Origin of the sequence: Stenotrophomonas nitritireducens (genome assembly GCF_001431425.1) — a bacterium.
Taxonomy (GTDB): domain Bacteria; phylum Pseudomonadota; class Gammaproteobacteria; order Xanthomonadales; family Xanthomonadaceae; genus Stenotrophomonas; species Stenotrophomonas nitritireducens.
Genome location: NZ_LDJG01000006.1, coordinates 170,289 through 191,964 on the forward strand (window position 1 = coordinate 170,289; position 21,676 = coordinate 191,964).

Annotated in this window: 17 protein-coding genes; all 17 read left to right on the forward strand. The window is 65.2% G+C overall.

Going from position 1 to position 21,676, the window contains the following annotated elements; translation table 11 throughout:
• Positions 1 to 172: 172 nt before the first annotated feature.
• A complete protein-coding gene (gene rpoB, locus ABB22_RS05665; RefSeq protein WP_057505106.1) occupies positions 173 to 4,366 on the forward strand; it encodes a DNA-directed RNA polymerase subunit beta in 4,194 nt (1,397 codons plus the stop codon).
• 90 nt (positions 4,367 to 4,456) lie between these two features.
• Complete coding sequence (rpoC, locus tag ABB22_RS05670; RefSeq protein ID WP_055767470.1) at positions 4,457 to 8,683, forward strand: DNA-directed RNA polymerase subunit beta'; 4,227 nt, start codon at positions 4,457 to 4,459, stop codon at positions 8,681 to 8,683.
• A 258-nt stretch (positions 8,684 to 8,941) separates the two neighbouring features.
• Positions 8,942 to 9,316, forward strand: coding sequence for a 30S ribosomal protein S12 (gene rpsL / locus ABB22_RS05675; RefSeq protein WP_004145320.1), 375 nt, complete (start codon positions 8,942 to 8,944; stop codon positions 9,314 to 9,316).
• 12 nt (positions 9,317 to 9,328) lie between these two features.
• Positions 9,329 to 9,796, forward strand: a complete 468-nt coding sequence (rpsG, locus tag ABB22_RS05680) for a 30S ribosomal protein S7 (RefSeq protein ID WP_055767474.1) — start codon at positions 9,329 to 9,331, stop codon at positions 9,794 to 9,796.
• Positions 9,797 to 9,935: 139 nt separating this feature from the next.
• Entirely contained in the window at positions 9,936 to 12,077 is a 2,142-nt protein-coding gene (fusA, locus tag ABB22_RS05685) for an elongation factor G (RefSeq protein ID WP_055767477.1), read from the forward strand.
• 52 nt (positions 12,078 to 12,129) lie between these two features.
• Entirely contained in the window at positions 12,130 to 13,320 is a 1,191-nt protein-coding gene (gene tuf / locus ABB22_RS05690) for an elongation factor Tu (RefSeq protein ID WP_057505101.1), read from the forward strand.
• A gap of 528 nt (positions 13,321 to 13,848) precedes the next feature.
• Entirely contained in the window at positions 13,849 to 16,584 is a 2,736-nt protein-coding gene (locus ABB22_RS05695; RefSeq protein ID WP_055767483.1) for a M14 family metallopeptidase, read from the forward strand.
• A gap of 399 nt (positions 16,585 to 16,983) precedes the next feature.
• Complete coding sequence (gene rpsJ / locus ABB22_RS05700; RefSeq protein ID WP_005408208.1) at positions 16,984 to 17,295, forward strand: 30S ribosomal protein S10; 312 nt, start codon at positions 16,984 to 16,986, stop codon at positions 17,293 to 17,295.
• 11 nt (positions 17,296 to 17,306) lie between these two features.
• Positions 17,307 to 17,957 carry a 50S ribosomal protein L3 gene (rplC, locus tag ABB22_RS05705; protein ID WP_055767485.1) on the forward strand — a complete coding sequence of 217 codons (651 nt, stop codon included), beginning with the start codon at positions 17,307 to 17,309 and terminating at the stop codon, positions 17,955 to 17,957.
• Positions 17,958 to 17,969: 12 nt separating this feature from the next.
• On the forward strand, positions 17,970 to 18,575 hold the full coding sequence (gene rplD, locus ABB22_RS05710; protein ID WP_055768477.1) for a 50S ribosomal protein L4: 606 nt from the start codon (positions 17,970 to 17,972) through the stop codon (positions 18,573 to 18,575).
• Positions 18,572 to 18,871 (forward strand): 50S ribosomal protein L23, encoded by a 300-nt coding sequence (gene rplW / locus ABB22_RS05715; RefSeq protein WP_054663307.1) that lies wholly within the window; start codon positions 18,572 to 18,574, stop codon positions 18,869 to 18,871. Before rplD ends, rplW begins: the two co-directional genes overlap by 4 nt.
• A gap of 10 nt (positions 18,872 to 18,881) precedes the next feature.
• Positions 18,882 to 19,709, forward strand: a complete 828-nt coding sequence (gene rplB, locus ABB22_RS05720) for a 50S ribosomal protein L2 (RefSeq protein WP_055767486.1) — start codon at positions 18,882 to 18,884, stop codon at positions 19,707 to 19,709.
• Positions 19,710 to 19,715: 6 nt separating this feature from the next.
• Positions 19,716 to 19,985 carry a 30S ribosomal protein S19 gene (rpsS, locus tag ABB22_RS05725; protein WP_055767489.1) on the forward strand — a complete coding sequence of 90 codons (270 nt, stop codon included), beginning with the start codon at positions 19,716 to 19,718 and terminating at the stop codon, positions 19,983 to 19,985.
• Between the two features lie 12 nt (positions 19,986 to 19,997).
• A complete protein-coding gene (gene rplV / locus ABB22_RS05730) occupies positions 19,998 to 20,333 on the forward strand; it encodes a 50S ribosomal protein L22 (protein ID WP_054668596.1) in 336 nt (111 codons plus the stop codon).
• 2 nt (positions 20,334 to 20,335) lie between these two features.
• Positions 20,336 to 21,070 carry a 30S ribosomal protein S3 gene (gene rpsC, locus ABB22_RS05735; protein WP_054663315.1) on the forward strand — a complete coding sequence of 245 codons (735 nt, stop codon included), beginning with the start codon at positions 20,336 to 20,338 and terminating at the stop codon, positions 21,068 to 21,070.
• Positions 21,071 to 21,075: 5 nt separating this feature from the next.
• Positions 21,076 to 21,489 carry a 50S ribosomal protein L16 gene (rplP, locus tag ABB22_RS05740; protein ID WP_055767492.1) on the forward strand — a complete coding sequence of 138 codons (414 nt, stop codon included), beginning with the start codon at positions 21,076 to 21,078 and terminating at the stop codon, positions 21,487 to 21,489.
• Positions 21,489 to 21,674, forward strand: coding sequence for a 50S ribosomal protein L29 (rpmC, locus tag ABB22_RS05745; RefSeq protein ID WP_055767495.1), 186 nt, complete (start codon positions 21,489 to 21,491; stop codon positions 21,672 to 21,674). Before rplP ends, rpmC begins: the two co-directional genes overlap by 1 nt.
• Positions 21,675 to 21,676 lie beyond the last annotated feature (2 nt).

A 21,676-nucleotide genomic window follows, 5' to 3' on the forward strand; every position in this document is an offset into this window, starting at 1 on the left:
TGCCGGCCAGCGCATCGCGCGGCGGACAGGGCGGCAGGCAGACGAGTTGGCAGTTGGAAGTAGCGGGAGAAGGCGTGCTGGTGCCGGCAATACCAGCGACTTCCAACTGACAATTTAAAAGTTCCCTTCCGGGTCGTGGACGCACGGCCTGCACAACAAGGTGGAAGATCCCATGACGTCCTATTCGTACACCGAAAAAAAGCGCATCCGCAAGGATTTCGGCAAGCAGCGCTCGATCCTCGAGGTGCCGTTCCTGCTGGCCATCCAGGTCGACTCGTACCGCGAGTTCCTGCAGGAAAACGTTGATCCGGCCAAGCGCTCCGACCACGGCCTGCACGCCGCGCTGAAGTCGGTGTTCCCGATCTCCAGCTACAGCGGCAATGCCGCCCTGGAGTACGTGGGCTACAAGCTGGGCGAGCCGGTGTTCGACGAGCGCGAGTGCCGCCAGCGTGGCATGAGCTACGGCGCGCCGCTGCGCGTGACCGTGCGCCTGGTCATCTACGACAAGGAATCGTCCACCAAGGCGATCAAGTACGTGAAGGAGCAGGAGGTCTACCTCGGCGAGATCCCGCTGATGACCGACAACGGCACCTTCATCGTCAACGGTACCGAGCGCGTCATCGTGTCGCAGCTGCACCGTTCGCCGGGCGTGTTCTTCGACCACGACCGCGGCAAGACCCACAGCTCGGGCAAGCTGCTGTACAGCGCCCGCATCATCCCCTACCGCGGCTCCTGGCTGGACTTCGAGTTCGACCCGAAGGATGCGCTGTTCACCCGTATCGACCGCCGCCGCAAGCTGCCGGTGTCGATCCTGCTGCGCGCGCTCGGCTACAACAACGAAGAAATGCTCAACGAGTTCTTCGACATCAACACCTTCCACATCCTGCCGGAAGGCGAGGGTGTGCAGCTGGAGCTGGTGGCCGAGCGCCTGCGTGGCGAAACCCTGGGCTTCGACCTGGCTGATGGCGACAAGGTCATCGTGGAAGCCGGCAAGCGCATCACCGCGCGCCACGTCAAGCAGCTGCAGGCCTCGGGCATCGCCGCGCTGGCCGTGCCGGACGACTACCTGGTCGGCCGCATCCTGTCGCACGACGTCGTCGACGCCAACACCGGCGAGCTGCTGGCCCAGGCCAACGACGAGATCACCGACGAGCAGTTGCAGAACTTCCGCAAGGCTGGCGTGGACGCGGTCGGCACCCTGTGGGTGAACGACCTGGACCGCGGTCCGTACCTGTCCAACACCCTGCGCATCGACCCGACCAAGACCCAGCTCGAGGCCCTGGTCGAGATCTACCGCATGATGCGCCCGGGTGAGCCGCCGACCAAGGACGCCGCGCAGAACCTGTTCCACAACCTGTTCTTCACCTTCGAGCGCTACGACCTGTCGACGGTCGGCCGCATGAAGTTCAACCGCCGTGTCGGCCGCAAGGAAGTCACCGGCGAGGCCGTGCTGTACGACCAGAAGTACTTCGGCGAGCGCAACGACGAGGAGTCCAAGCGCCTGGTCGCCGCGCATGGCGAGGGTTCGGACATCCTGGACGTGATCAAGGTCCTGACCGAGATCCGCAACGGTCGCGGCGTGGTCGATGACATCGACCACCTGGGCAACCGTCGCGTGCGTTCGGTCGGCGAAATGGCCGAGAACGTGTTCCGCGTCGGCCTGGTCCGTGTCGAGCGCGCGGTCAAGGAGCGCCTGTCGATGGCCGAGTCCGAGGGCCTGACCCCGCAGGAGCTGATCAACGCCAAGCCGGTGGCCGCTGCGATCAAGGAGTTCTTCGGCTCCTCGCAGCTGTCGCAGTTCATGGACCAGAACAACCCGCTGTCGGAAGTGACGCACAAGCGTCGCGTCTCGGCGCTGGGCCCGGGCGGCCTGACCCGCGAGCGCGCCGGCTTCGAAGTGCGCGACGTGCACCCGACCCATTACGGCCGCGTCTGCACCATCGAAACCCCGGAAGGCCCGAACATCGGCCTGATCAACTCGCTGGCCGTGTTCGCCCGCACCAACCAGTACGGTTTCCTCGAGACCCCGTACCGCAAGGTCGTGGACGGCAAGGTCACCGACGACGTCGAGTACCTGTCGGCGATCGAGGAGAACGAGTACGTCATCGCCCAGGCCAACGCCCTGACCGATGCCAAGAACATGCTCACCGAGCAGTTCGTACCGTGCCGCTACCAGGGCGAGTCGCTGCTGAAGCCGCCGGCGGAAGTGCACTTCATGGACGTCTCGCCGATGCAGACCGTGTCGGTCGCCGCGGCGCTGGTGCCGTTCCTGGAGCACGACGACGCCAACCGCGCGCTGATGGGCGCGAACATGCAGCGCCAGGCCGTGCCGACCCTGCGCGCGCAGAAGCCGCTGGTGGGTACCGGCATCGAGCGTGCCGTGGCGCGCGACTCGGGCGTGACCGTGAACGCCCGTCGCGGCGGTGACATCGTGCAGATCGACGCTGGCCGCATCGTGGTCAAGGTCAACGAGAACGAGATCACCGATGCCGCCGACGCCGGCGTCGACATCTACAACCTGATCAAGTACACCCGTTCGAACCAGAACACCTGCATCAACCAGCGTCCACTGGTGAACGTGGGTGACGTGATCGCGCGCGGCGACGTGCTGGCCGACGGCCCGTCCACCGACATCGGTGAACTGGCACTGGGCCAGAACATGCTGATCGCGTTCATGCCGTGGAACGGCTACAACTTCGAAGACTCCATCCTGCTCTCCGAGCGCGTGGTGGAAGAGGATCGCTACACCACGATCCACATCGAAGAGCTGACCTGCGTCGCGCGCGACACCAAGCTGGGGCCGGAGGAAATCTCCGCCGACATCCCGAACGTCTCCGAGCAGGCGCTGAACCGCCTGGACGAGAGCGGCGTGGTGTACATCGGTGCGGAAGTCCGCGCCGGCGACATCCTGGTCGGCAAGGTCACGCCGAAGGGCGAAAGCCAGCTGACCCCGGAAGAGAAGCTGCTGCGCGCGATCTTCGGCGAGAAGGCTTCGGACGTTAAGGACAGCTCGCTGCGCGTTCCGCCGGGCATGGACGGCACCGTCATCGACGTGCAGGTCTTCACCCGCGACGGCATCGAGAAGGACAAGCGCGCGCGCCAGATCGAAGAGAACGAGATCAAGCGCGTCAAGAAGGACTTCGACGACCAGTTCCGCATCCTGGAAGCGGCGATCTACGCGCGCCTGCGCTCGCAGATCGTCGGCAAGGTGGCCAACGGCGGTGCCGGCCTGAAGAAGGGCGACACCATCAGCGACGCCCTCCTCGACGGCCTGAAGAAGGCCGACTGGTTCACCCTGCGCATGAAGGACGAGGACGCCTCCGAAGCCATCGAGCGCGCGCAGAAGCAGATCCAGGCGCACGAGAAGGAATTCGAGCGTCGCTTCGCCGACAAGCGCGGCAAGATCACCCAGGGCGACGACCTCGCTCCGGGCGTGCTGAAGATGGTCAAGGTGTTCCTGGCCGTGAAGCGCCGCATCCAGCCGGGCGACAAGATGGCCGGCCGTCACGGCAACAAGGGCGTGGTCTCCAACGTGGTGCCGGTCGAGGACATGCCGTACATGGCCGACGGTACTTCGGTGGACATCTGCCTGAATCCGCTGGGCGTGCCGTCGCGTATGAACATCGGCCAGATCCTCGAGGTGCACCTGGGCTGGGCCGCCAAGGGCCTGGGCAAGCGCATCCAGAAGATGCTGGAGCAGCAGCGTGCGGTGAACGAGCTGCGCGAGTTCCTCGGCAAGATCTACAACCACGACACCAAGCTGGCCGGCGATCGCGTCGACCTGTCGCAGTTCAGCGATGAACAGCTGGTGGCGCTGGCCAAGAACCTGACCGACGGCGTGCCGATGGCCACCCCGGTGTTCGACGGCGCGCACGAGGACGAGATCCGCGAGATGCTGAACCTGGCGTACCCGGACGGCGACAAGGACACCGAGCAGCTGGGCTTCAACGGCAGCAAGACGCAGATGCAGCTGTACGACGGCCGCACCGGCGAGGCGTTCGACCGCAAGACCACCGTCGGCTACATGCACTACCTGAAGCTGAACCACCTGGTCGACGACAAGATGCACGCCCGTTCGACCGGCCCGTACTCGCTCGTCACCCAGCAGCCGCTGGGCGGCAAGGCGCAGTTCGGCGGCCAGCGCTTCGGTGAGATGGAAGTCTGGGCGCTGGAAGCCTACGGCGCGGCCTACACCCTGCAGGAAATGCTGACGGTGAAGTCCGACGACGTGCAGGGCCGCAACCAGATGTACAAGAACATCGTCGACGGCGAGCACGAGATGGTCGCGGGCATGCCGGAATCCTTCAACGTGCTGGTGAAGGAAATCCGCTCCCTGGCCATCAACATGGAACTGGAAGACAACTGATCGCGCAGGCGCCGCCGCAGTGATGCGGCGGCGCCGCCGGCAGCGCCCTGACAGCCCATCGACACAGCATTCCTCCTTTCGGAGAACACCATGAAAGACCTGCTCAATCTCTTCAACCAGCAGCGCCAGACGCTGGACTTCGACGCGATCAAGATCGGCCTGGCTTCGCCGGACCTGATCCGCTCCTGGTCCTTCGGCGAGGTGAAGAAGCCGGAAACCATCAATTACCGCACCTTCAAGCCGGAACGCGACGGCCTGTTCTGCGCCGCCATCTTCGGCCCGGTGAAGGACTACGAGTGCCTGTGCGGCAAGTACAAGCGCATGAAGCACCGCGGCGTCGTGTGCGAGAAGTGCGGCACCGAAGTGACCCTGGCCAAGGTGCGCCGCGAGCGCATGGGCCACATCGACCTGGCTTCGCCGGTCGCCCACATCTGGTTCCTCAAGTCGCTGCCGTCGCGCATCGGCCTGATGCTGGACATGACCCTGCGCGACATCGAGCGCGTGCTGTACTTCGAAGCCTACGTGGTGACCGAGCCGGGCCTGACCGCCCTGGAGCGCCGCCAGCTGCTGACCGAAGAACAGTACCTGCAGGCGCGCCAGGAGCACGGCGACGACTTCGACGCCGCCATGGGCGCCGAAGCCGTGTACGAACTGCTGCGCACCATCGACCTGCAGGCCGAAATGGTGAAGCTGCGCGAGGAAATCGCCTCCACCGGTTCGGAAACCAAGCTCAAGCGCCTGACCAAGCGCATCAAGCTGGTCGAAGCCTTCCTCGAGTCGGGCAACCGCCCGGAGTGGATGGTTATGACCGTGCTGCCGGTGCTGCCGCCGGACCTGCGCCCGCTGGTGCCGCTGGACGGTGGCCGCTTCGCGACCTCCGACCTGAACGATCTGTACCGCCGCGTCATCAACCGCAACAACCGCCTGCGCCGCCTGCTGGAGCTCAATGCTCCGGACATCATCGTGCGCAACGAAAAGCGCATGCTGCAGGAATCGGTTGACGCCCTGCTGGACAACGGCCGTCGCGGCCGTGCCATCACCGGCACCAACAAGCGCCCGCTCAAGTCGCTGGCCGACATGATCAAGGGCAAGCAGGGTCGCTTCCGCCAGAACCTGCTCGGCAAGCGCGTCGACTACTCCGGCCGTTCGGTGATCACCGTCGGTCCGTACCTGAAGCTGCACCAGTGCGGCCTGCCGAAGAAGATGGCGCTGGAGCTGTTCAAGCCGTTCGTCTTCGCCAAGCTGCAGCGTCGTGGCCTGGCCACCACCATCAAGGCCGCCAAGAAGCTGGTCGAGCGCGAGGAAGGCGAAGTCTGGGACATCCTGGAAGAAGTCATCCGCGAGCATCCGGTGCTGCTGAACCGCGCGCCGACCCTGCACCGCCTCGGCATCCAGGCGTTCGAGCCGCTGCTGATCGAGGGCAAGGCCATCCAGCTGCACCCGCTGGTCTGCACCGCGTTCAACGCCGACTTCGACGGTGACCAGATGGCCGTCCACGTGCCGCTCTCGCTGGAAGCCCAGCTGGAAGCGCGCGCGCTGATGATGTCCACCAACAACATCCTGTCGCCGGCCAACGGCGAGCCGATCATCGTGCCGTCGCAGGACGTGGTGTTGGGCCTGTACTACCTCAGCCGTGCCCTGATCAACAAGAAGGGCGAGGGCATGGTGTTCGCCAACACCAACGAAGTGAAGCGCGCCTACGACAACCGCGTGGTCGAGCTGCACGCCCGGGTCAAGGTGCGCATCACCCAGGTCGAGCGCGACGAACAGGGCAACAAGGTCAGCAAGGCCTCGATCCAGGACACGACCGTCGGCCGTGCGCTGCTGAGCGAGATCATGCCCGAGGGCCTGCCGTTCGAGCTGTGCAACACCGAGATGACCAAGAAGAACATCTCGCGCCTGATCAACCAGAGCTACCGTCTGCTGGGCCTGAAGGACACCGTGGTGTTCGCCGACAAGCTGATGTACACCGGCTACGCTTACGCGACTCGCGCCGGCGTGTCGATCGGCATCGACGACATGCTGATCCCGGACGAGAAGAAGGGCATCCTGGGCGAAGCCGAGCAGGAAGTGCTGGAAATCCAGGAGCAGTACCAGTCGGGCCTGGTCACCGCCGGCGAGCGCTACAACAAGGTGGTCGACATCTGGTCGCGCACCAACGAGCGCATCGCCAAGGCGATGATGGAAACCATCGGTACCGAGAAGGTCGAGGACGCCGAAGGCAAGACCGTCGACCAGAAGTCGATGAACTCGCTGTACATCATGGCCGACTCCGGCGCCCGTGGTAGCCAGGCGCAGATCCGCCAGCTGGCCGGCATGCGCGGCCTGATGGCCCGCCCGGACGGCTCGATCATCGAGACGCCCATCAAGGCGAACTTCCGCGAAGGCCTGAACGTGCAGGAGTACTTCAACTCCACCCACGGTGCCCGTAAGGGTCTGGCCGATACCGCGCTGAAGACGGCGAACTCGGGTTACCTGACCCGCCGCCTGGTCGACGTGGCGCAGGACGTGGTGATCACCGAAGTCGACTGCGGCACCGTCGAAGGCCTGACCATGACCCCGATCGTGGAAGGCGGCGACGTGGTCGAGCCGTTGAAGGACCGCGTGCTGGGCCGCGTCGTGGCCGAGGACGTGTTCCTGCCGGGCAACGACGAGGATCCGATCGTCACCCGCAACACGCTGCTCGACGAGCAGTGGGTGAACAAGCTGGAAGAAGCCGGCGTGCAGTCGATCAAGGTGCGTTCGACCATCACCTGCGAATCGGCCTTCGGCGTCTGCGGCCGCTGCTACGGCCGCGACCTGGCCCGTGGCCACATCGTCAACATCGGCGAAGCGGTCGGCGTCATCGCCGCGCAGTCGATCGGCGAGCCGGGTACCCAGCTGACCATGCGTACGTTCCACATCGGTGGTGCGGCATCGCGTGCGGCGGCGGTGGACAACATCACCGTCAAGACCACCGGTTCGGTCAAGTTCAACAACCTCAAGCACGTCGACCACGCCAACGGTTCGCTGGTGGCGGTGTCGCGTTCGGGCGAAGTGTCGGTGCTCGATGCCCACGGCCGCGAGCGCGAGCGCTACAAGCTGCCGTACGGTGCCACCATCACCGTCAAGGACGGCGCCGAGATCAAGGCTGGCCAGACCGTGGCCAACTGGGATCCGCATAACCACCCGATCGTGTCCGAAGTGGCCGGTTTCATCCGCTTCATCGACTTCGTCGACGGCATCACCGTCATCGAGAAGACCGATGAGCTGACCGGCCTGGCGTCGCGCGAAATCACCGATCCGAAGCGTCGTGGCTCGCAGGCCAAGGATCTGCGTCCGCTGGTCCGCATCGTCGATGGCAAGGGCAACGACCTGACCATCCCGGGCACCGACCTGCCGGCGCAGTACCTGCTGCCGCCGCGCTCGATCGTCAACCTGCAGGACGGCGCCCCGGTGGGCGTGGGCGACGTGGTCGCCAAGATCCCGCAGGAAGCGTCGAAGACCCGCGACATCACCGGTGGTCTGCCGCGCGTGGCCGACCTGTTCGAAGCGCGCAAGCCGAAGGATCCAGCGATCCTGGCCGAGCGTTCGGGCATCATCAGCTTCGGCAAGGACACCAAGGGCAAGCAGCGCCTGATCATCAAGGACACCGATGGTTCCGAGCACGAAGAGCTGATCCCGAAGTACCGCCAGATCATCGTGTTCGAAGGCGAGCACGTGACCCGCGGTGAAACCGTGGTGGACGGCGAGCCGAGCCCGCAGGACATCCTGCGCCTGAAGGGCGTGGAGGAACTGGCGCGCTACCTGGTCAAGGAAATCCAGGACGTGTACCGCCTGCAGGGCGTGAAGATCAACGACAAGCACATCGAAGTGATCTCGCGCCAGATGCTGCGCAAGGTCGAGATCATCGACCAGGGCGGCAGCAAGTTCCTCAATGGTGAGCAGGCCGAGCGCCAGCGCGTGATCGAGGAAAACGCCAGGCTGGCGTCCCGCAACGAGCTGCCGGCCCGCTTCGAGCCGGTGCTGCTGGGCATCACCAAGGCTTCGCTGGCGACCGAGTCGTTCATCTCGGCGGCGTCGTTCCAGGAAACCACCCGCGTGCTGACCGAGGCGGCCGTGCGCGGCACCGCCGACAACCTGCGCGGCCTGAAGGAAAACGTGATCGTCGGCCGCCTGATTCCGGCGGGTACCGGCCTTGCGTACCATACCAAGCGCCGTCGCGGCGCCTCCGGCCTGACCGAGTCGGAGATCGAGACCCTGGCCGGTACGGCCGCGGTGGTCGAGTCGGAGGTCGCGTCGACTGAAGCTGAACAGGCTGCAGGCGGCGAGGAATGAGGTAGGTCCGGCCATCGTCTGGCCGGGCGCTTTGAAGAATTGCCGGTCCGTCCGCGGGCCGGCGGTTCAACCTGAACGGGGTACATGGAGGCCCCCCTGTAACGGCCCGGGATCAGGGCTGGCCTTGACAGGACGCATTTGACCGCGTTCTGGAGGGGTTGCTACAATCGTCTGTCTCGGCAGGCCTGAATTTTGGGCCTGCTTTACATTTTCCGCATCCTTGGCCGTTTTTACGGCCCCAATCAGAAGAACCTACTGATGGCGACGATCAACCAGCTGGTCCGCAAGCCGCGGCAAGCGACCACCTACAAGAGTGCCTCGCCGGCGCTCGACAAGTGCCCGCAGCGCCGTGGCGTCTGCACCCGTGTCTACACCACCACTCCGAAGAAGCCGAACTCGGCTCTGCGCAAGGTTGCCAAGGTCCGCCTGACCAACCAGGAAGAAGTGATTTCCTACATCGGTGGTGAAGGCCACAACCTGCAGGAGCACTCCGTGGTCCTGATCCGCGGCGGTCGCGTCAAGGACCTGCCGGGTGTGCGTTACCACACCGTTCGTGGCTCGCTCGACGCCGCCGGCGTCGCCAAGCGTCGCCAGGCCCGTTCCAAGTACGGCGCCAAGCGTCCGAAGGCCTAAGGAGAGAGCACTATGTCGCGTAAAGGTAATACCCCGCAGCGTTCCGTCCTGCCCGATCCGAAGCACGGAAGCGAAACCATCGCCCGCTTCATCAACATGGTGATGCTGAGCGGCAAGAAGTCGATCGCTGAAAAGATCGTCTATGGCGCCATGGACGTGATCGGCGAGAAGAATCCGAATGCCGTCGAGCTGGTGCAGAAGGCGCTGGACAACGTGGCTCCGGCCGTCGAAGTGAAGTCCCGCCGCGTCGGCGGCGCCACCTACCAGGTGCCGGTCGAAGTGCGTGCCTCGCGCAAGATGGCCCTGGCGATGCGCTGGCTGATCGAATCGGCGCGCAAGCGTGGCGAGAACTCGATGCCGCGCAAGCTGGCCGCCGAACTGCTGGACGCCTCGGAAAACCGTGGCGGCGCCATCAAGAAGCGTGAAGAAACCCACCGCATGGCGGAAGCGAACAAGGCGTTCGCGCACTACCGCTGGTGAGTTTGAAGGCCTTGTGAATACAGGCCGGTGACACCATCTGGGTGTCACCTCGCGGTGACAGAATCGCCGCGCCAACCCGAAGGCCGCCGAAAGGCGGCATTCGGCCATTCCGAAATCCGAAAAATCTGAGAGGCTCCCCGTGGCCCGTTCCACTCCCATCGAGCGTTACCGCAACTTCGGCATCATGGCCCACATCGATGCCGGCAAGACCACCACGTCCGAGCGCATCCTGTTCTACACCGGCAAGAACCACAAGCTGGGCGAAACGCACGATGGCTCCGCCACCATGGACTGGATGGAGCAGGAACAGGAGCGTGGCATCACGATCCAGTCCGCTGCCACCACCGCGTTCTGGAAGGGCATGGACAAGTCCCTGCCGGAGCACCGCTTCAACATCATCGACACCCCCGGGCACGTCGACTTCACCATCGAAGTGGAGCGCTCGCTGCGCGTGCTCGACGGTGCGGTGTTCGTGCTGTGCGCCGTGGGTGGCGTGCAGCCGCAGTCGGAAACCGTGTGGCGCCAGGCCAACAAGTACCACGTGCCGCGCATCGCGTTCGTCAACAAGATGGACCGTACCGGCGCGAACTTCCTGAAGGTCCGTGACCAGCTGCGCGCCAAGCTCGGCGCCGTCGCCGTGCCGATGCAGCTGCCGATCGGCGCCGAAGAGAACTTCAAGGGCGTTGTCGACCTGCTCAAGATGAAGGCCATCCAGTGGGATGAAGCCTCGCAGGGCATGAAGTTCGAGTACGGCGAAGTGCCGGCCGACATGAAGGACGCAGCCGAAGAGGCGCGCACCTTCATGATCGAGACGGCTGCCGAAGCCAGCGAAGAGCTGATGGAAAAGTACCTGGGCGGCGAAGAGCTGGCCGAGGCCGAGATCATCGAAGCGCTGCGCGTCCGTACGCTGGCGACCGAGATCGTGCCGATGTACTGCGGCTCGGCGTTCAAGAACAAGGGCGTGCAGGCCATGCTCGACGGCGTGATCCAGCTGCTGCCGTCGCCGGTGGACGTGCCGGACGTGAAGGGCGTGGACGTTGACGACGAAACCAAGGAGCTGAGCCGTCATTCCGACGACAAGGCCCCGTTCTCGTCGCTGGCGTTCAAGATCATCACCGACCCGTTCGTCGGCGCGCTGACCTTCTTCCGCGTCTACTCGGGCACCCTGAGCGGTGGCGACACCGTGCTGAACTCGGTCAAGGGCAAGAAGGAGCGCATCGGTCGCATCCTGCAGATGCACTCGAACAACCGCGAGGAAATCAAGGAAGTTCTGGCCGGTGACATCGCCGCGGCGGTGGGCCTGAAGGACACCTCCACCGGCGATACCCTGTGCGCGCCGGAAGCGCCGATCATCCTGGAGCGCATGGCGTTCCCGGAGCCGGTGATCTCGATGGCCGTCGAGCCGAAGACCAAGTCCGACCAGGAAAAGATGGGCATGGCCCTGGGCCGCCTGGCGCAGGAAGATCCGTCGTTCCGCGTCAAGACCGACGAAGAGTCGGGCCAGACGATCATCTCGGGCATGGGCGAGCTGCACCTGGACATCATCGTCGACCGCCTGAAGCGCGAGTTCAGCGTCGAGGCGAACGTCGGCAAGCCGCAGGTGGCCTACCGCGAGACCATCCAGGCCGCGGACGTGAAGTCGGACTACAAGCACGCCAAGCAGTCCGGTGGTAAGGGCCAGTACGGTCACGTCGTGATCGAGCTGTCGCCGATCACCGCCGAAGACCGCGCCGATCCGAAGATCGCTCCGCTGATCAAGGACGATTTCCTGTTCCTGAACGAAATCACCGGCGGCGTGATCCCGAAGGAATTCATTCCTTCCGTGGAAAAGGGCCTGCGCGAGACCATCACCAGTGGCCCGCTGGCCGGCTTCCCGGTGGTGGACGTGAAGGTCAAGCTGGTGTTCGGCTCGTACCACGACGTCGACTCGTCGGAAATGGCGTTCAAGCTGGCTTCGTCGATGGCCTTCAAGCAGGGCTTCGCCAAGGCCAAGCCGGTGCTGCTGGAGCCGATCATGAAGGTCGAGATCGTCACCCCGGAGGACTACCAGGGCGACGTGATGGGCGACGTGAGTCGTCGTCGCGGCGTGCTGCAGGGCTCGGGCACCACCGGTGATGGCTCGGCCAGCATCATCAATGCGATGATCCCGCTGGGCGAGATGTTCGGCTACGCCACCGCGTTGCGTTCGCAGACCCAGGGTCGCGCGACCTTCACGATGGAGTTCGACCATTACGAGCCGGCGCCGAACAACATCGCCGACACCGTCATCAAGAAGGCCTGAGCCCCGGCTCGGGTCCTTCCCAAAAATTTTGAGCTAATCAAGGAATCGCAAAATGTCCAAGAGCAAGTTTGAGCGCACCAAGCCGCACGTCAACGTCGGCACCATCGGCCACGTCGACCATGGCAAGACCACGCTGACCGCCGCACTGACCAAGGTCGGCGCCGAGCGTTTCGGTGGCGAGTTCCACGCTTACGACGCCATCGACAAGGCGCCGGAAGAGAAGGCGCGCGGCATCACGATCTCCACCTCGCACGTCGAGTACGAGTCCCCGAGCCGCCACTACGCGCACGTCGACTGCCCGGGCCACGCCGACTACGTCAAGAACATGATCACCGGTGCCGCGCAGATGGACGGCGCGATCCTGGTGTGCTCGGCCGCTGACGGCCCGATGCCGCAGACCCGCGAGCACATCCTGCTGTCGCGCCAGGTCGGCGTGCCGTACATCGTCGTGTTCCTGAACAAGGCCGACATGGTGGACGACGCCGAGCTGCTCGAGCTGGTGGAAATGGAAGTGCGCGAGCTGCTGAGCAAGTACGACTTCCCGGGCGACGACACCCCGATCATCTCGGGTTCGGCCCGCTTGGCGCTGGAAGGCGACCAGAGCGACATCGGCGTGCCGGCGATCCTGAAGCTGGTCGATGCGCTGGACAGCTGGATCCCGACCCCGGAGCGTGACGTCGACAAGCCGTTCCTGATGCCGGTGGAAGACGTGTTCTCGATCTCGGGCCGCGGCACCGTGGTGACCGGTCGTATCGAGCGCGGCATCATCAAGGTGGGCGACGAAATCGAAATCGTCGGCATCCGCCCGACCCAGAAGACCACCGTGACCGGCGTGGAAATGTTCCGCAAGCTGCTGGACCAGGGCCAGGCGGGCGACAACGCGGGCCTGCTGCTGCGCGGCACCAAGCGTGACGACGTGGAGCGCGGCCAGGTTCTGTCCAAGCCGGGTTCGATCACCCCGCACACCCAGTTCGACGCCGAAGTGTACGTGCTGTCGAAGGACGAGGGCGGCCGTCACACCCCGTTCTTCAAGGGCTACCGTCCGCAGTTCTACTTCCGTACCACCGACATCACCGGCGCTTGCGAGCTGCCGGAGGGCGTCGAGATGGTGATGCCGGGCGACAACGTGAAGATGTCGGTCACGCTGATCAACCCGGTGGCGATGGACGAAGGCCTGCGCTTTGCGATCCGCGAAGGCGGCCGTACCGTCGGCGCCGGCGTGGTTGCCAAGATCACCAAGTAAGCGCGTCTTCCCCGTCCGCGGGGAGCGTGAAAGAAGGGCGGCCTCCGGGCCGCCCTTTTTTGTGACTCCGCCAGCCAGGGGAAAGCATCCCCTGCGTTCCCGTGGAGCGGGACAACGCCCGGCTGAAGCCTTCCTGGCCAGGCCCGCCGGGCGTTGCCCGGCGCTACAAAGCCGCCGTGATCCACGTTCTGTAGAGCGGGGCAACGCCCCGCTGGAGCCTTTCTGGCCAGGCCCCGCCGGGTGTTGCCCGGCGCTACAAGGCCGCCGTGATCCGCTTTCCGTAAAGCAGGGCTGCGCCTCGCTGAGGCCTTTCCGGCCGGGTCCAGCCAGTGCGGCCTGGCGTCACCGGGCGCGATGCGCCATGGCTTCCCGCATCCGCAGGTGGCGGAAAATGCCCGCTGTTCCGCTCTTGTATCAATGGGCTGTGCTGCCGTCGTGACCTTTGCTACGTGAAACCGGTGGCGGGGGTGCTTAAGGTGCGTGCCGCGGTTGCGGCCGCCAACAAGATAGAGACCAGGAGAAAACGGGATGTTGCGAGGTTCGGGACAACGGCGGCGCAGGGTGGCGCTGGCAGTAGCGCTGGCGGCGATCGCCGCAGTGGCGCAGGCGGCGGCACCGGCGCCTAAGGAGCACTTCGGCTTCACCATCGGCGAGGATTACATGCTCGCCACCTATACCCAGACCGAGGCGTATTTCCGCAAGGTCGCCGCCGGCTCCGACCGGTTCCGGCTCGTTGAGCTGGGCAGGACCTCGGAAGGGCGCCCGCAGCTGATGCTGGTCGCCTCCTCGCCAGCCAACCTGGCAAAACTGGACGAGTACCGCGGCATCTCCGAGCGCCTGGCGCGGGCGCGCGATGACGAGGCCGTCGCGCGCGGGCTGGCGGAGCAGGGCAAGGCGGTGGTGTGGATCGACGGCGGCCTGCATGCCAACGAGACCGTCGGCGCGCACCAGCTGATCGAGACCGTGTGGCAGCTGGCCAGCCGCGACGACGCGGAGACCCGGCGCATCCTCAACGACACGATCGTGCTGCTGGTCCATGCCAATCCGGACGGGCAGGAGCTGTATTCGGACTGGTACATGCGCGAGCCGGTGCCGGCCAGGCGCGTGCTCGACAAGCCGCCGCGCCTGTACCAGAAGTACGCCGGCCACGACAACAACCGCGACTTCTACATGGCCGCGCTGCAGGAAACGCGCAACCTCAACCTGGCGATGTACACGCGCTGGTACCCGCAGATCGTCTACAACCACCACCAGACCTCGCCCAAGGGCACGGTCATCGTGATCCCGCCGTACCGCGATCCGTACAACTACAACATCGACGCGATGATCCCGGTCGGGCTGGAATCGCTCGGCTCGACGATGAACCTGCGCTTCCTGCAGGAGAACAAGCCGGGTGCGGTATCCAAGGGCGGCAGCGTGTATTCCACCTGGTGGAACGGCGGCCTGCGCACCATGCCGTACTTCCACAACATGCTCGGCGTGCTGACCGAAATCACCGGCAACCCGACGCCGATGCAGATCCCGTTCCTGCCGGACCGGCAGCTGCCCGACAGCAACCTGCCGGCGCCGGTGCCGGCGCAGACCTGGCATTTCCGCCAGTCCATCGACTACAGCCTGACCGCCAACTGGGCGTTGCTGGACTATGCCTCGCGCAACCGCGAGCAGCTGCTGTGGAACATCTACCGCATGGGCCGCAATTCCATCGAGCGCGGCAGCCGCGATACCTGGACGGCCAGTCCGAGCGTCCTGGCCAAGGCCCGCGCCGACGCAGGCAAGGACGGCAAGCCGGCGGCGGAGCTGGATGCGGGGCAGGTGAGCGCCCTGCTGCGGCGCCCGGAGCAGCGCGATCCGCGCGGCTATATCATCCCGGCCGACCAGGCGGATTTCCCGACCGCGACCGCCTTCGTCAATGCGCTGCAGCTGGCGGGGGTCGAGGTGGAGCGTGCGACCCGGCCGTTCGCCGTGGCCGGCCGCAGGTATCCGGCCGGCTCGTTCGTGGTCAAGGCCGACCAGGCGTTCCGGCCGCACGTGCTGGACATGTTCGAGCCGCAGGACCATCCGCATGACTTCGAGTACGCCGGCGGCCCGCCGATCGCGCCCTACGACTCGGCCGGCTGGACGCTGGCCTTCCAGATGGGCGTGGCGTTCGATCGCGTGCTGGAAGGGTTCGATGGCCCGTTCGAGGCGCTGCCGGCAGGGCAACTGCAGGTGCCGGCTGACGTGCCGGTGCCCGCCTCGGCCACCGGCTACCTGCTCGATGCGCGAGCCAACAACAGCGTGATCGCGGTCAACCGGTTGCTCAAGGCCGGCGTGCCGGTGCGGCGCCTGCATGACCGCGATGGCGCCTTCTTCGTGCCATCCGCATCGGCGTCGACCATGGCCGGGGCCTTGCGTGGCACCGGTGTGGTGGCGACCGTCGCTGGCCGTAGCGTCAAGGGTGGCGAGCCGATGAAGGCGCCGCGTATCGCGCTGTGGGACCACTATGGCGGCTCCATGGTCTCCGGCTGGACGCGGCTGGTCCTGGAAAACTTCGGCTTCGACTATGAAGTGGTCTATCCGCAGCAGATCCTCGATGGTGACCTGCGCAGCCGGTTCGACGTGCTGATCCTGCCCAGTGGCGCGCTGCCGCTGCCCGGGGAGCTTGCGATCGAAGGCAAGGCCGGGCGTGCACCGGCCTCGCCAGACCCGGCCACCATTCCGGCCGAGTTCCGCCCGATGCTGGGCGAGCTGGACGGCGAGCCGGCGGTCGCTGCGCTGCGCTGCTTCCTGCAGGCCGGCGGCCATGTCGTCGCCACCGGTTCCTCCAGCGGGCTGGCGCTGCAGCTCGGCCTGCCGCTGCGCAGCCATCTGCTGGGCAAGGGGGCGGACGGCCAGTCCCGTGCGCTCAACCAGCGCGAGTACTACATTCCCGGCAGCGTGCTGCAGGTGGCGGTGGACAAGTCGCGCCCGCTCAACTGGGGGTTGCCGCAGCGCCTGGACGTGTACTTCTCCGACGGTCGCTGGGACAATGCCCCGGTGTTCGATCTTCCTGCTGGCCGCGGCGACATCCGCCCGCTGCTGCGCTTCGACTCGGCCACGCCGCTGCGCAGCGGCTGGGCCTGGGGCCAGGAGCACCTGCAGGGCGGGGTGCTGGCCGCCGAGGCCGACGTCGGTGCCGGGCGCCTGACCTTCTTCGGGACGGACATCACCTTCCGCTCGCAGACCCACGGTTCGTTCAAGCTGCTGTTCAACAGCCTGCTGCAGGCCGGCGCCACCGCGGAATGAGGGGTCTAGACGGGCGCGCGGAAGCGTCCGCCCGTCCAAGCATGGCCGGCAGCTGAAGCGCAAGAGGGACGGAGTGCCGGGGGCTTGCAAAGCCCCGGGAATGCTGACAGAATGCACGACCACTCGCGGGACTCATGCTTGCATGGGCTCCGCAACCAGCGAAATGAAGGGCAGGACGCGCTTCGTATTCGCCAGACTAAGGACAGGTCGCGTGGGTCGCTCCGGAAGGTTCGGGGCGCTTTCTGCGCGTTTGTTTGTGTCTGGGCGGGCCGGGAAACCGGGCCGCCTTGCTGTTTTGAAGGGATTCGCGCGACGGCCGGGTGGCATGGCCGCGCATTCATGGGGTCCGGTACACAAGAGGCCGGGCCTGTCGCTCTTTAGACCTATAGGAACACCGTCATGGCGGACCAAAAGATCCGGATTCGGCTGAAGGCGTTCGATCATCGTTTGATCGACCGCTCGGCCAGCGAGATCGTTGAAACGGCCAAGCGGACCGGCGCGCAAGTGCGTGGCCCGATCCCGCTGCCGACCAAGATCGAACGTTACACCGTTCTGGTTTCCCCGCACGTCGACAAGGACGCGCGTGACCAGTACGAAACCCGCACGCACAAGCGCGTGCTCGACATCGTCGACCCCAACGACAAGACCGTGGACGCGCTGATGAAGCTCGAACTGGCTGCCGGCGTCGACGTTCAGATCAAGCTGACCTGAGGACTACGACCATGACGAAGAAGTATTCGTTGGGCTTCGTGGGCCGCAAGGCCGGCATGAGCCGCGTTTTCACTGAAGATGGCCTGTCCATCCCGGTGACCCTGATCGAAGCCACCCCGAACCGCATCGCGCAGATCAAGACCGTCGAAACCGACGGCTACAGCGCCGTGCAGGTGACCGTCGGCGCCCGTCGCGCCGCCCTGGTGAACAAGCCGGAAGCCGGCCACTTCGCCAAGGCCAAGGTCGAAGCCGGTCGTGGCCTGTGGGAATTCCGCGTCGAGGACGCCCAGATCGGCGATTACGCCGTCGGTGGCGAAGTCAAGGCGGACATCTTCGAAGTCGGCCAGATCGTCGACGTCCAGGGTGTCACCAAGGGCAAGGGCTTCCAGGGCACCATCAAGCGCTACAACTTCACCATGGGCGACGCCACCCACGGTAACTCGCTGTCGCATCGCGCGCCGGGTTCGTTGGGCCAGCGCCAGACCCCGGGTCGCGTTTTCCCGGGCAAGAAGATGGCCGGCCACATGGGTGCCGTGCAGCAGAGCACGCAGAACCTGGAAGTGGTCAAGGTCGACGTCGAGCGTGGTCTGATTGCCGTCCGTGGTGCCGTTCCGGGTGCTGCCGGTGGCGACGTGATCGTGCGTCCGGCGAGCAAGGCATAAGGAGAGATGACGATGGAACTCGTTATCACGGGTAGCAACAACAAGGTCTCGGTCTCCGAAGCCGTGTTCGGCCGCGATTTCAGCGAAGATCTGGTTCACCAGGTCGTCGTTGCCTACCGCAACGCCGCTCGCGCCGGTACCAAGGCACAGAAGACGCGCTCTGAAGTGGCTGGCACCACCAAGAAGTCGAAGAAGCAGAAGGGTGGTGGCGCTCGTCACGGTGCCCTGACCGCTCCGATCTTCGTCGGCGGTGGCGTCACCTTCGCGGCCAAGCCGCGCAGCTTCGAGCAGAAGGTCAACCGCAAGCAGTATCGCGCCGCCATGTGCGCCATCCTGTCCGAGCTGAACCGCCAGGGCCGCCTGACCATCGTCGAGTCCTTCGACGTGGAAGCGACCAGCACCAAGGGTCTGATCGGCAAGCTGGCTGGCCTGGAAGTGGGCAAGCGTCCGCTGATCGTCACCGAAGAGGCTTCCGAGCACCTGTACCTGTCGGCCCGCAATCTGCCCTACGTGCAGGTGCGTGACGTCCAGGGTCTGGATCCGGTCGCTCTGGTCGCTGCCGACACGGTCGTCATCACCGCCGATGCGGTCAAGAAGGTCGAGGAGTGGCTGGCATGAGCAGCAACGAAAAAATCTTCAGCGTGCTGCGCGCTCCGCGAGTCTCCGAAAAGACCGCGCGCCTGCAGGAACTCTCCAACCAGTACGTCTTCGAAGTCTCGAACGAAGCAACCAAGGCCGATGTGAAGGCCGCGGTCGAGCAGCTGTTCGACGTCAAGGTCGAGGCCGTCAACGTGGTCAACGTCAAGGGCAAGAGCAAGTCCTTCCGTAACCGCGCTGGCCGTCGCGGCGATTGGCGCAAGGCGTACGTGCGCCTGGCCGATGGCCAGTCCATCGATGTAACGGCCAAGGCCTGAGGTACATCCCATGCCATTGATGAAATTCAAGCCCACCTCCGCAGGCCGCCGTTCGGCCCTGCGCGTGGTCACGCCCGATCTGCACAAGGGCGCGCCGCACGCCGCGTTGCTGGAGCCGCAGAGCAAGTCCGGTGGTCGCAACCACCATGGCCGCATCACCACCCGTCATATGGGTGGCGGCCACAAGCAGCACTACCGCATCATCGACTTCAAGCGCAACAAGGAAGGCATTCCGGCGCGCGTGGAACGCATCGAATACGATCCGAACCGCACCGCCCACATCGCCCTGCTGTGCTACGTCGACGGTGAGCGCCGCTACATCATCGCCCCGAAGGGCCTGAAGGCGGGTGACCAGGTCATCTCCGGCGCGCATGCGCCGATCAAGACCGGCAACACCCTGCCGCTGCGCAACATCCCGGTCGGTACCACCATCCACGGCATCGAGCTGAAGCCGGGCAAGGGTGCGCAGATCGCCCGCGCCGCTGGCGCCGGCGTGCAGCTGGTCGCCCGTGAAGGCATCTACGCCACCCTGCGCCTGCGCTCGGGTGAAATGCGCAAGGTGCCGGTCGAGTGCCGCGCCACCATCGGTGAAGTCGGCAACGACGAGCACAACCTGCAGAAGCTCGGCAAGGCCGGTGCTGCACGCTGGCGTGGTGTCAAGCCGACCGTCCGCGGCGCCGCCATGAACCCGGTGGACCATCCGCACGGTGGTGGTGAGGCCAAGGCCGGCCAGGGTAACCCGCATCCGGTCACCCCGTGGGGTGTCCCGACCAAGGGCTACAAGACGCGCCATAACAAGCGCACCCAGCAGTTCATCGTCCGCGATCGTAGGGGCTAATCGACCATGGCACGTTCACTCAAGAAGGGCCCGTTCGTCGATCACCACCTCGTCAAGAAGGTGGAGGCCGCCGCGGGCAGCAAGAAGCCGATCAAGACCTGGTCGCGCCGTTCGATGATCCTGCCGGAAATGGTAGGCGTCACCATCGCCGTGCATAACGGCAAGAACCACGTTCCGGTTCTCGTCAACGAGAACATGGTCGGTCACAAGCTCGGCGAATTCGCCATCACCCGGACCTTCAAGGGTCACGGTGCTGACAAGAAGTCGGGCAAGTAAGGAGAGATGACGATGGAAGCGAAAGCAATCCTGCGCACCGCGCGCATCTCCCCGCAGAAGGCCCGTCTGGTCGCTGACCAGGTGCGCGGTCTTCCGGCCGAGCGTGCGGTCAACCTGCTGAAGTTCTCGGACAAGAAGGCTGCCGCCCTCATCAAGAAGGTGGTGGAGTCGGCTATCGCCAACGCCGAGAACAACCAGGGCGCCGACGTCGATGAGCTGAAGGTCAAGACCATCATGGTTGATGAAGGTCCGAGCCTGAAGCGCTTCATGGCCCGCGCCAAGGGCCGCGGCACGCGCATTCTCAAGCGCACCAGCCACATCACCGTGGTCGTGGGCGAGGGCAAATAACGATGGGTCACAAAGTACATCCGATTGGTATCCGCCTGGGCATCGCCAAGGACTGGAACTCCAAGTGGTACGCCAACAAGGCCGAGTTCGCCAGCTACCTGGCGGCCGACCTGAAGGTCCGCGAGATGCTTCGCAAGAAGCTGGCGCAGGCCGGTATCTCCAAGATCCTGATCGAGCGTCCGGCCAAGACCGCGCGCGTGACGATCCACACCGCCCGTCCGGGCGTGGTGATCGGCAAGCGTGGTGAGGACATCGAGAAGCTGCGCAAGGAAGTGAGCGAAGTGATGGGCGTCCCGGCGCACATCAACGTCACCGAAGTGCGCAAGCCGGAGCTGGACGCGCAGCTGGTCGCCGAGTCGATCGCGCAGCAGCTGGAGCGTCGCATCATGTTCCGCCGCGCGATGAAGCGTGCGGTCGGCAACGCGATGCGCCTGGGTGCCCTGGGCATCAAGGTCAACGTGGCTGGCCGCTTGAACGGCGCTGAAATCGCCCGTTCCGAGTGGTACCGCGAAGGCCGCGTGCCGCTGCACACCCTGCGCGCCGACATCGACTACGGTTTCGCTGAGGCCAGCACCACCTACGGCATCATCGGCATCAAGGTCTGGATCTACAAGGGCGAAGTCTTCGATTTCTCCCAGGTTGGCCAGGAAAAGCAGGACGACAGCCCGCGCAGCGATCGCAACGATCGTGGCGACCGTGCCGACCGTCCGTCGCGCCCGGCTCGTGAAGCGAGGTAACGGCAATGTTGCAACCCAAGCGAACCAAATACCGCAAGATGTTCAAGGGCCGCAACGACGGCCTGAGCTGGAGCGCCAATGCCGTCAGCTTCGGTGAGTACGGCCTGAAGGCCACCGCTCACGGCCAGCTGACCGCGCGCCAGATCGAAGCGGCCCGTCGTTCGATCAGCCGTTACGTCAAGCGTGGCGGCAAGATGTGGATCCGCGTTTTCCCGGACAAGCCCATCACCAAGAAGCCCATCGAAGTCCGAATGGGTGCCGGTAAGGGCGGCGTGGAGTACTGGGTCGCCCAGATCCAGCCGGGCCGCATGATCTATGAAATCGAGGGTGTTTCCGAGGAAATCGCACGCGAGGCGTTCCGCCTGGCGTCGGCCAAGCTCTCGGTCACCACCACTTTCGTGACCCGGACGGTGCGCTGATGGACATCAAACAACTCCGCGAGAAGTCGGCTGACGAACTGAAGGCCCACCTGGTCGACCTGCGCAAGGAGCAGTTCTCGCTCCGCATGCAGGCCGCCACCGGCCAGCTGCCGAAGACCCACGAAACCCGCCGGGTGCGCCGCGAGATCGCTCGCGTCAAGCACCTGATCGGCAGCACGAAGTAAGG

Bases quoted from the DNA above. Each gene is read 5' to 3' on its own strand.
- rplB (WP_055767486.1), top strand. From the start codon at position 18,882: ATGCCATTGATGAAATTCAAGCCCACCTCCGCAGGCCGCCGTTCGGCC.
- rpmC (WP_055767495.1), top strand. From the start codon at position 21,489: ATGGACATCAAACAACTCCGCGAGAAGTCGGCTGACGAACTGAAGGCC.
- rplD (WP_055768477.1), top strand. From the start codon at position 17,970: ATGGAACTCGTTATCACGGGTAGCAACAACAAGGTCTCGGTCTCCGAA.
- tuf (WP_057505101.1), top strand. From the start codon at position 12,130: ATGTCCAAGAGCAAGTTTGAGCGCACCAAGCCGCACGTCAACGTCGGC.
- rpsS (WP_055767489.1), top strand. From the start codon at position 19,716: ATGGCACGTTCACTCAAGAAGGGCCCGTTCGTCGATCACCACCTCGTC.
- rpsL (WP_004145320.1), top strand. From the start codon at position 8,942: ATGGCGACGATCAACCAGCTGGTCCGCAAGCCGCGGCAAGCGACCACC.
- rpsC (WP_054663315.1), top strand. From the start codon at position 20,336: ATGGGTCACAAAGTACATCCGATTGGTATCCGCCTGGGCATCGCCAAG.
- rpsJ (WP_005408208.1), top strand. From the start codon at position 16,984: ATGGCGGACCAAAAGATCCGGATTCGGCTGAAGGCGTTCGATCATCGT.
- rplC (WP_055767485.1), top strand. From the start codon at position 17,307: ATGACGAAGAAGTATTCGTTGGGCTTCGTGGGCCGCAAGGCCGGCATG.
- rplP (WP_055767492.1), top strand. From the start codon at position 21,076: ATGTTGCAACCCAAGCGAACCAAATACCGCAAGATGTTCAAGGGCCGC.
- ABB22_RS05695 (WP_055767483.1), top strand. From the start codon at position 13,849: ATGTTGCGAGGTTCGGGACAACGGCGGCGCAGGGTGGCGCTGGCAGTA.
- rpoC (WP_055767470.1), top strand. From the start codon at position 4,457: ATGAAAGACCTGCTCAATCTCTTCAACCAGCAGCGCCAGACGCTGGAC.
- rplV (WP_054668596.1), top strand. From the start codon at position 19,998: ATGGAAGCGAAAGCAATCCTGCGCACCGCGCGCATCTCCCCGCAGAAG.
- rplW (WP_054663307.1), top strand. From the start codon at position 18,572: ATGAGCAGCAACGAAAAAATCTTCAGCGTGCTGCGCGCTCCGCGAGTC.
- rpsG (WP_055767474.1), top strand. From the start codon at position 9,329: ATGTCGCGTAAAGGTAATACCCCGCAGCGTTCCGTCCTGCCCGATCCG.
- rpoB (WP_057505106.1), top strand. From the start codon at position 173: ATGACGTCCTATTCGTACACCGAAAAAAAGCGCATCCGCAAGGATTTC.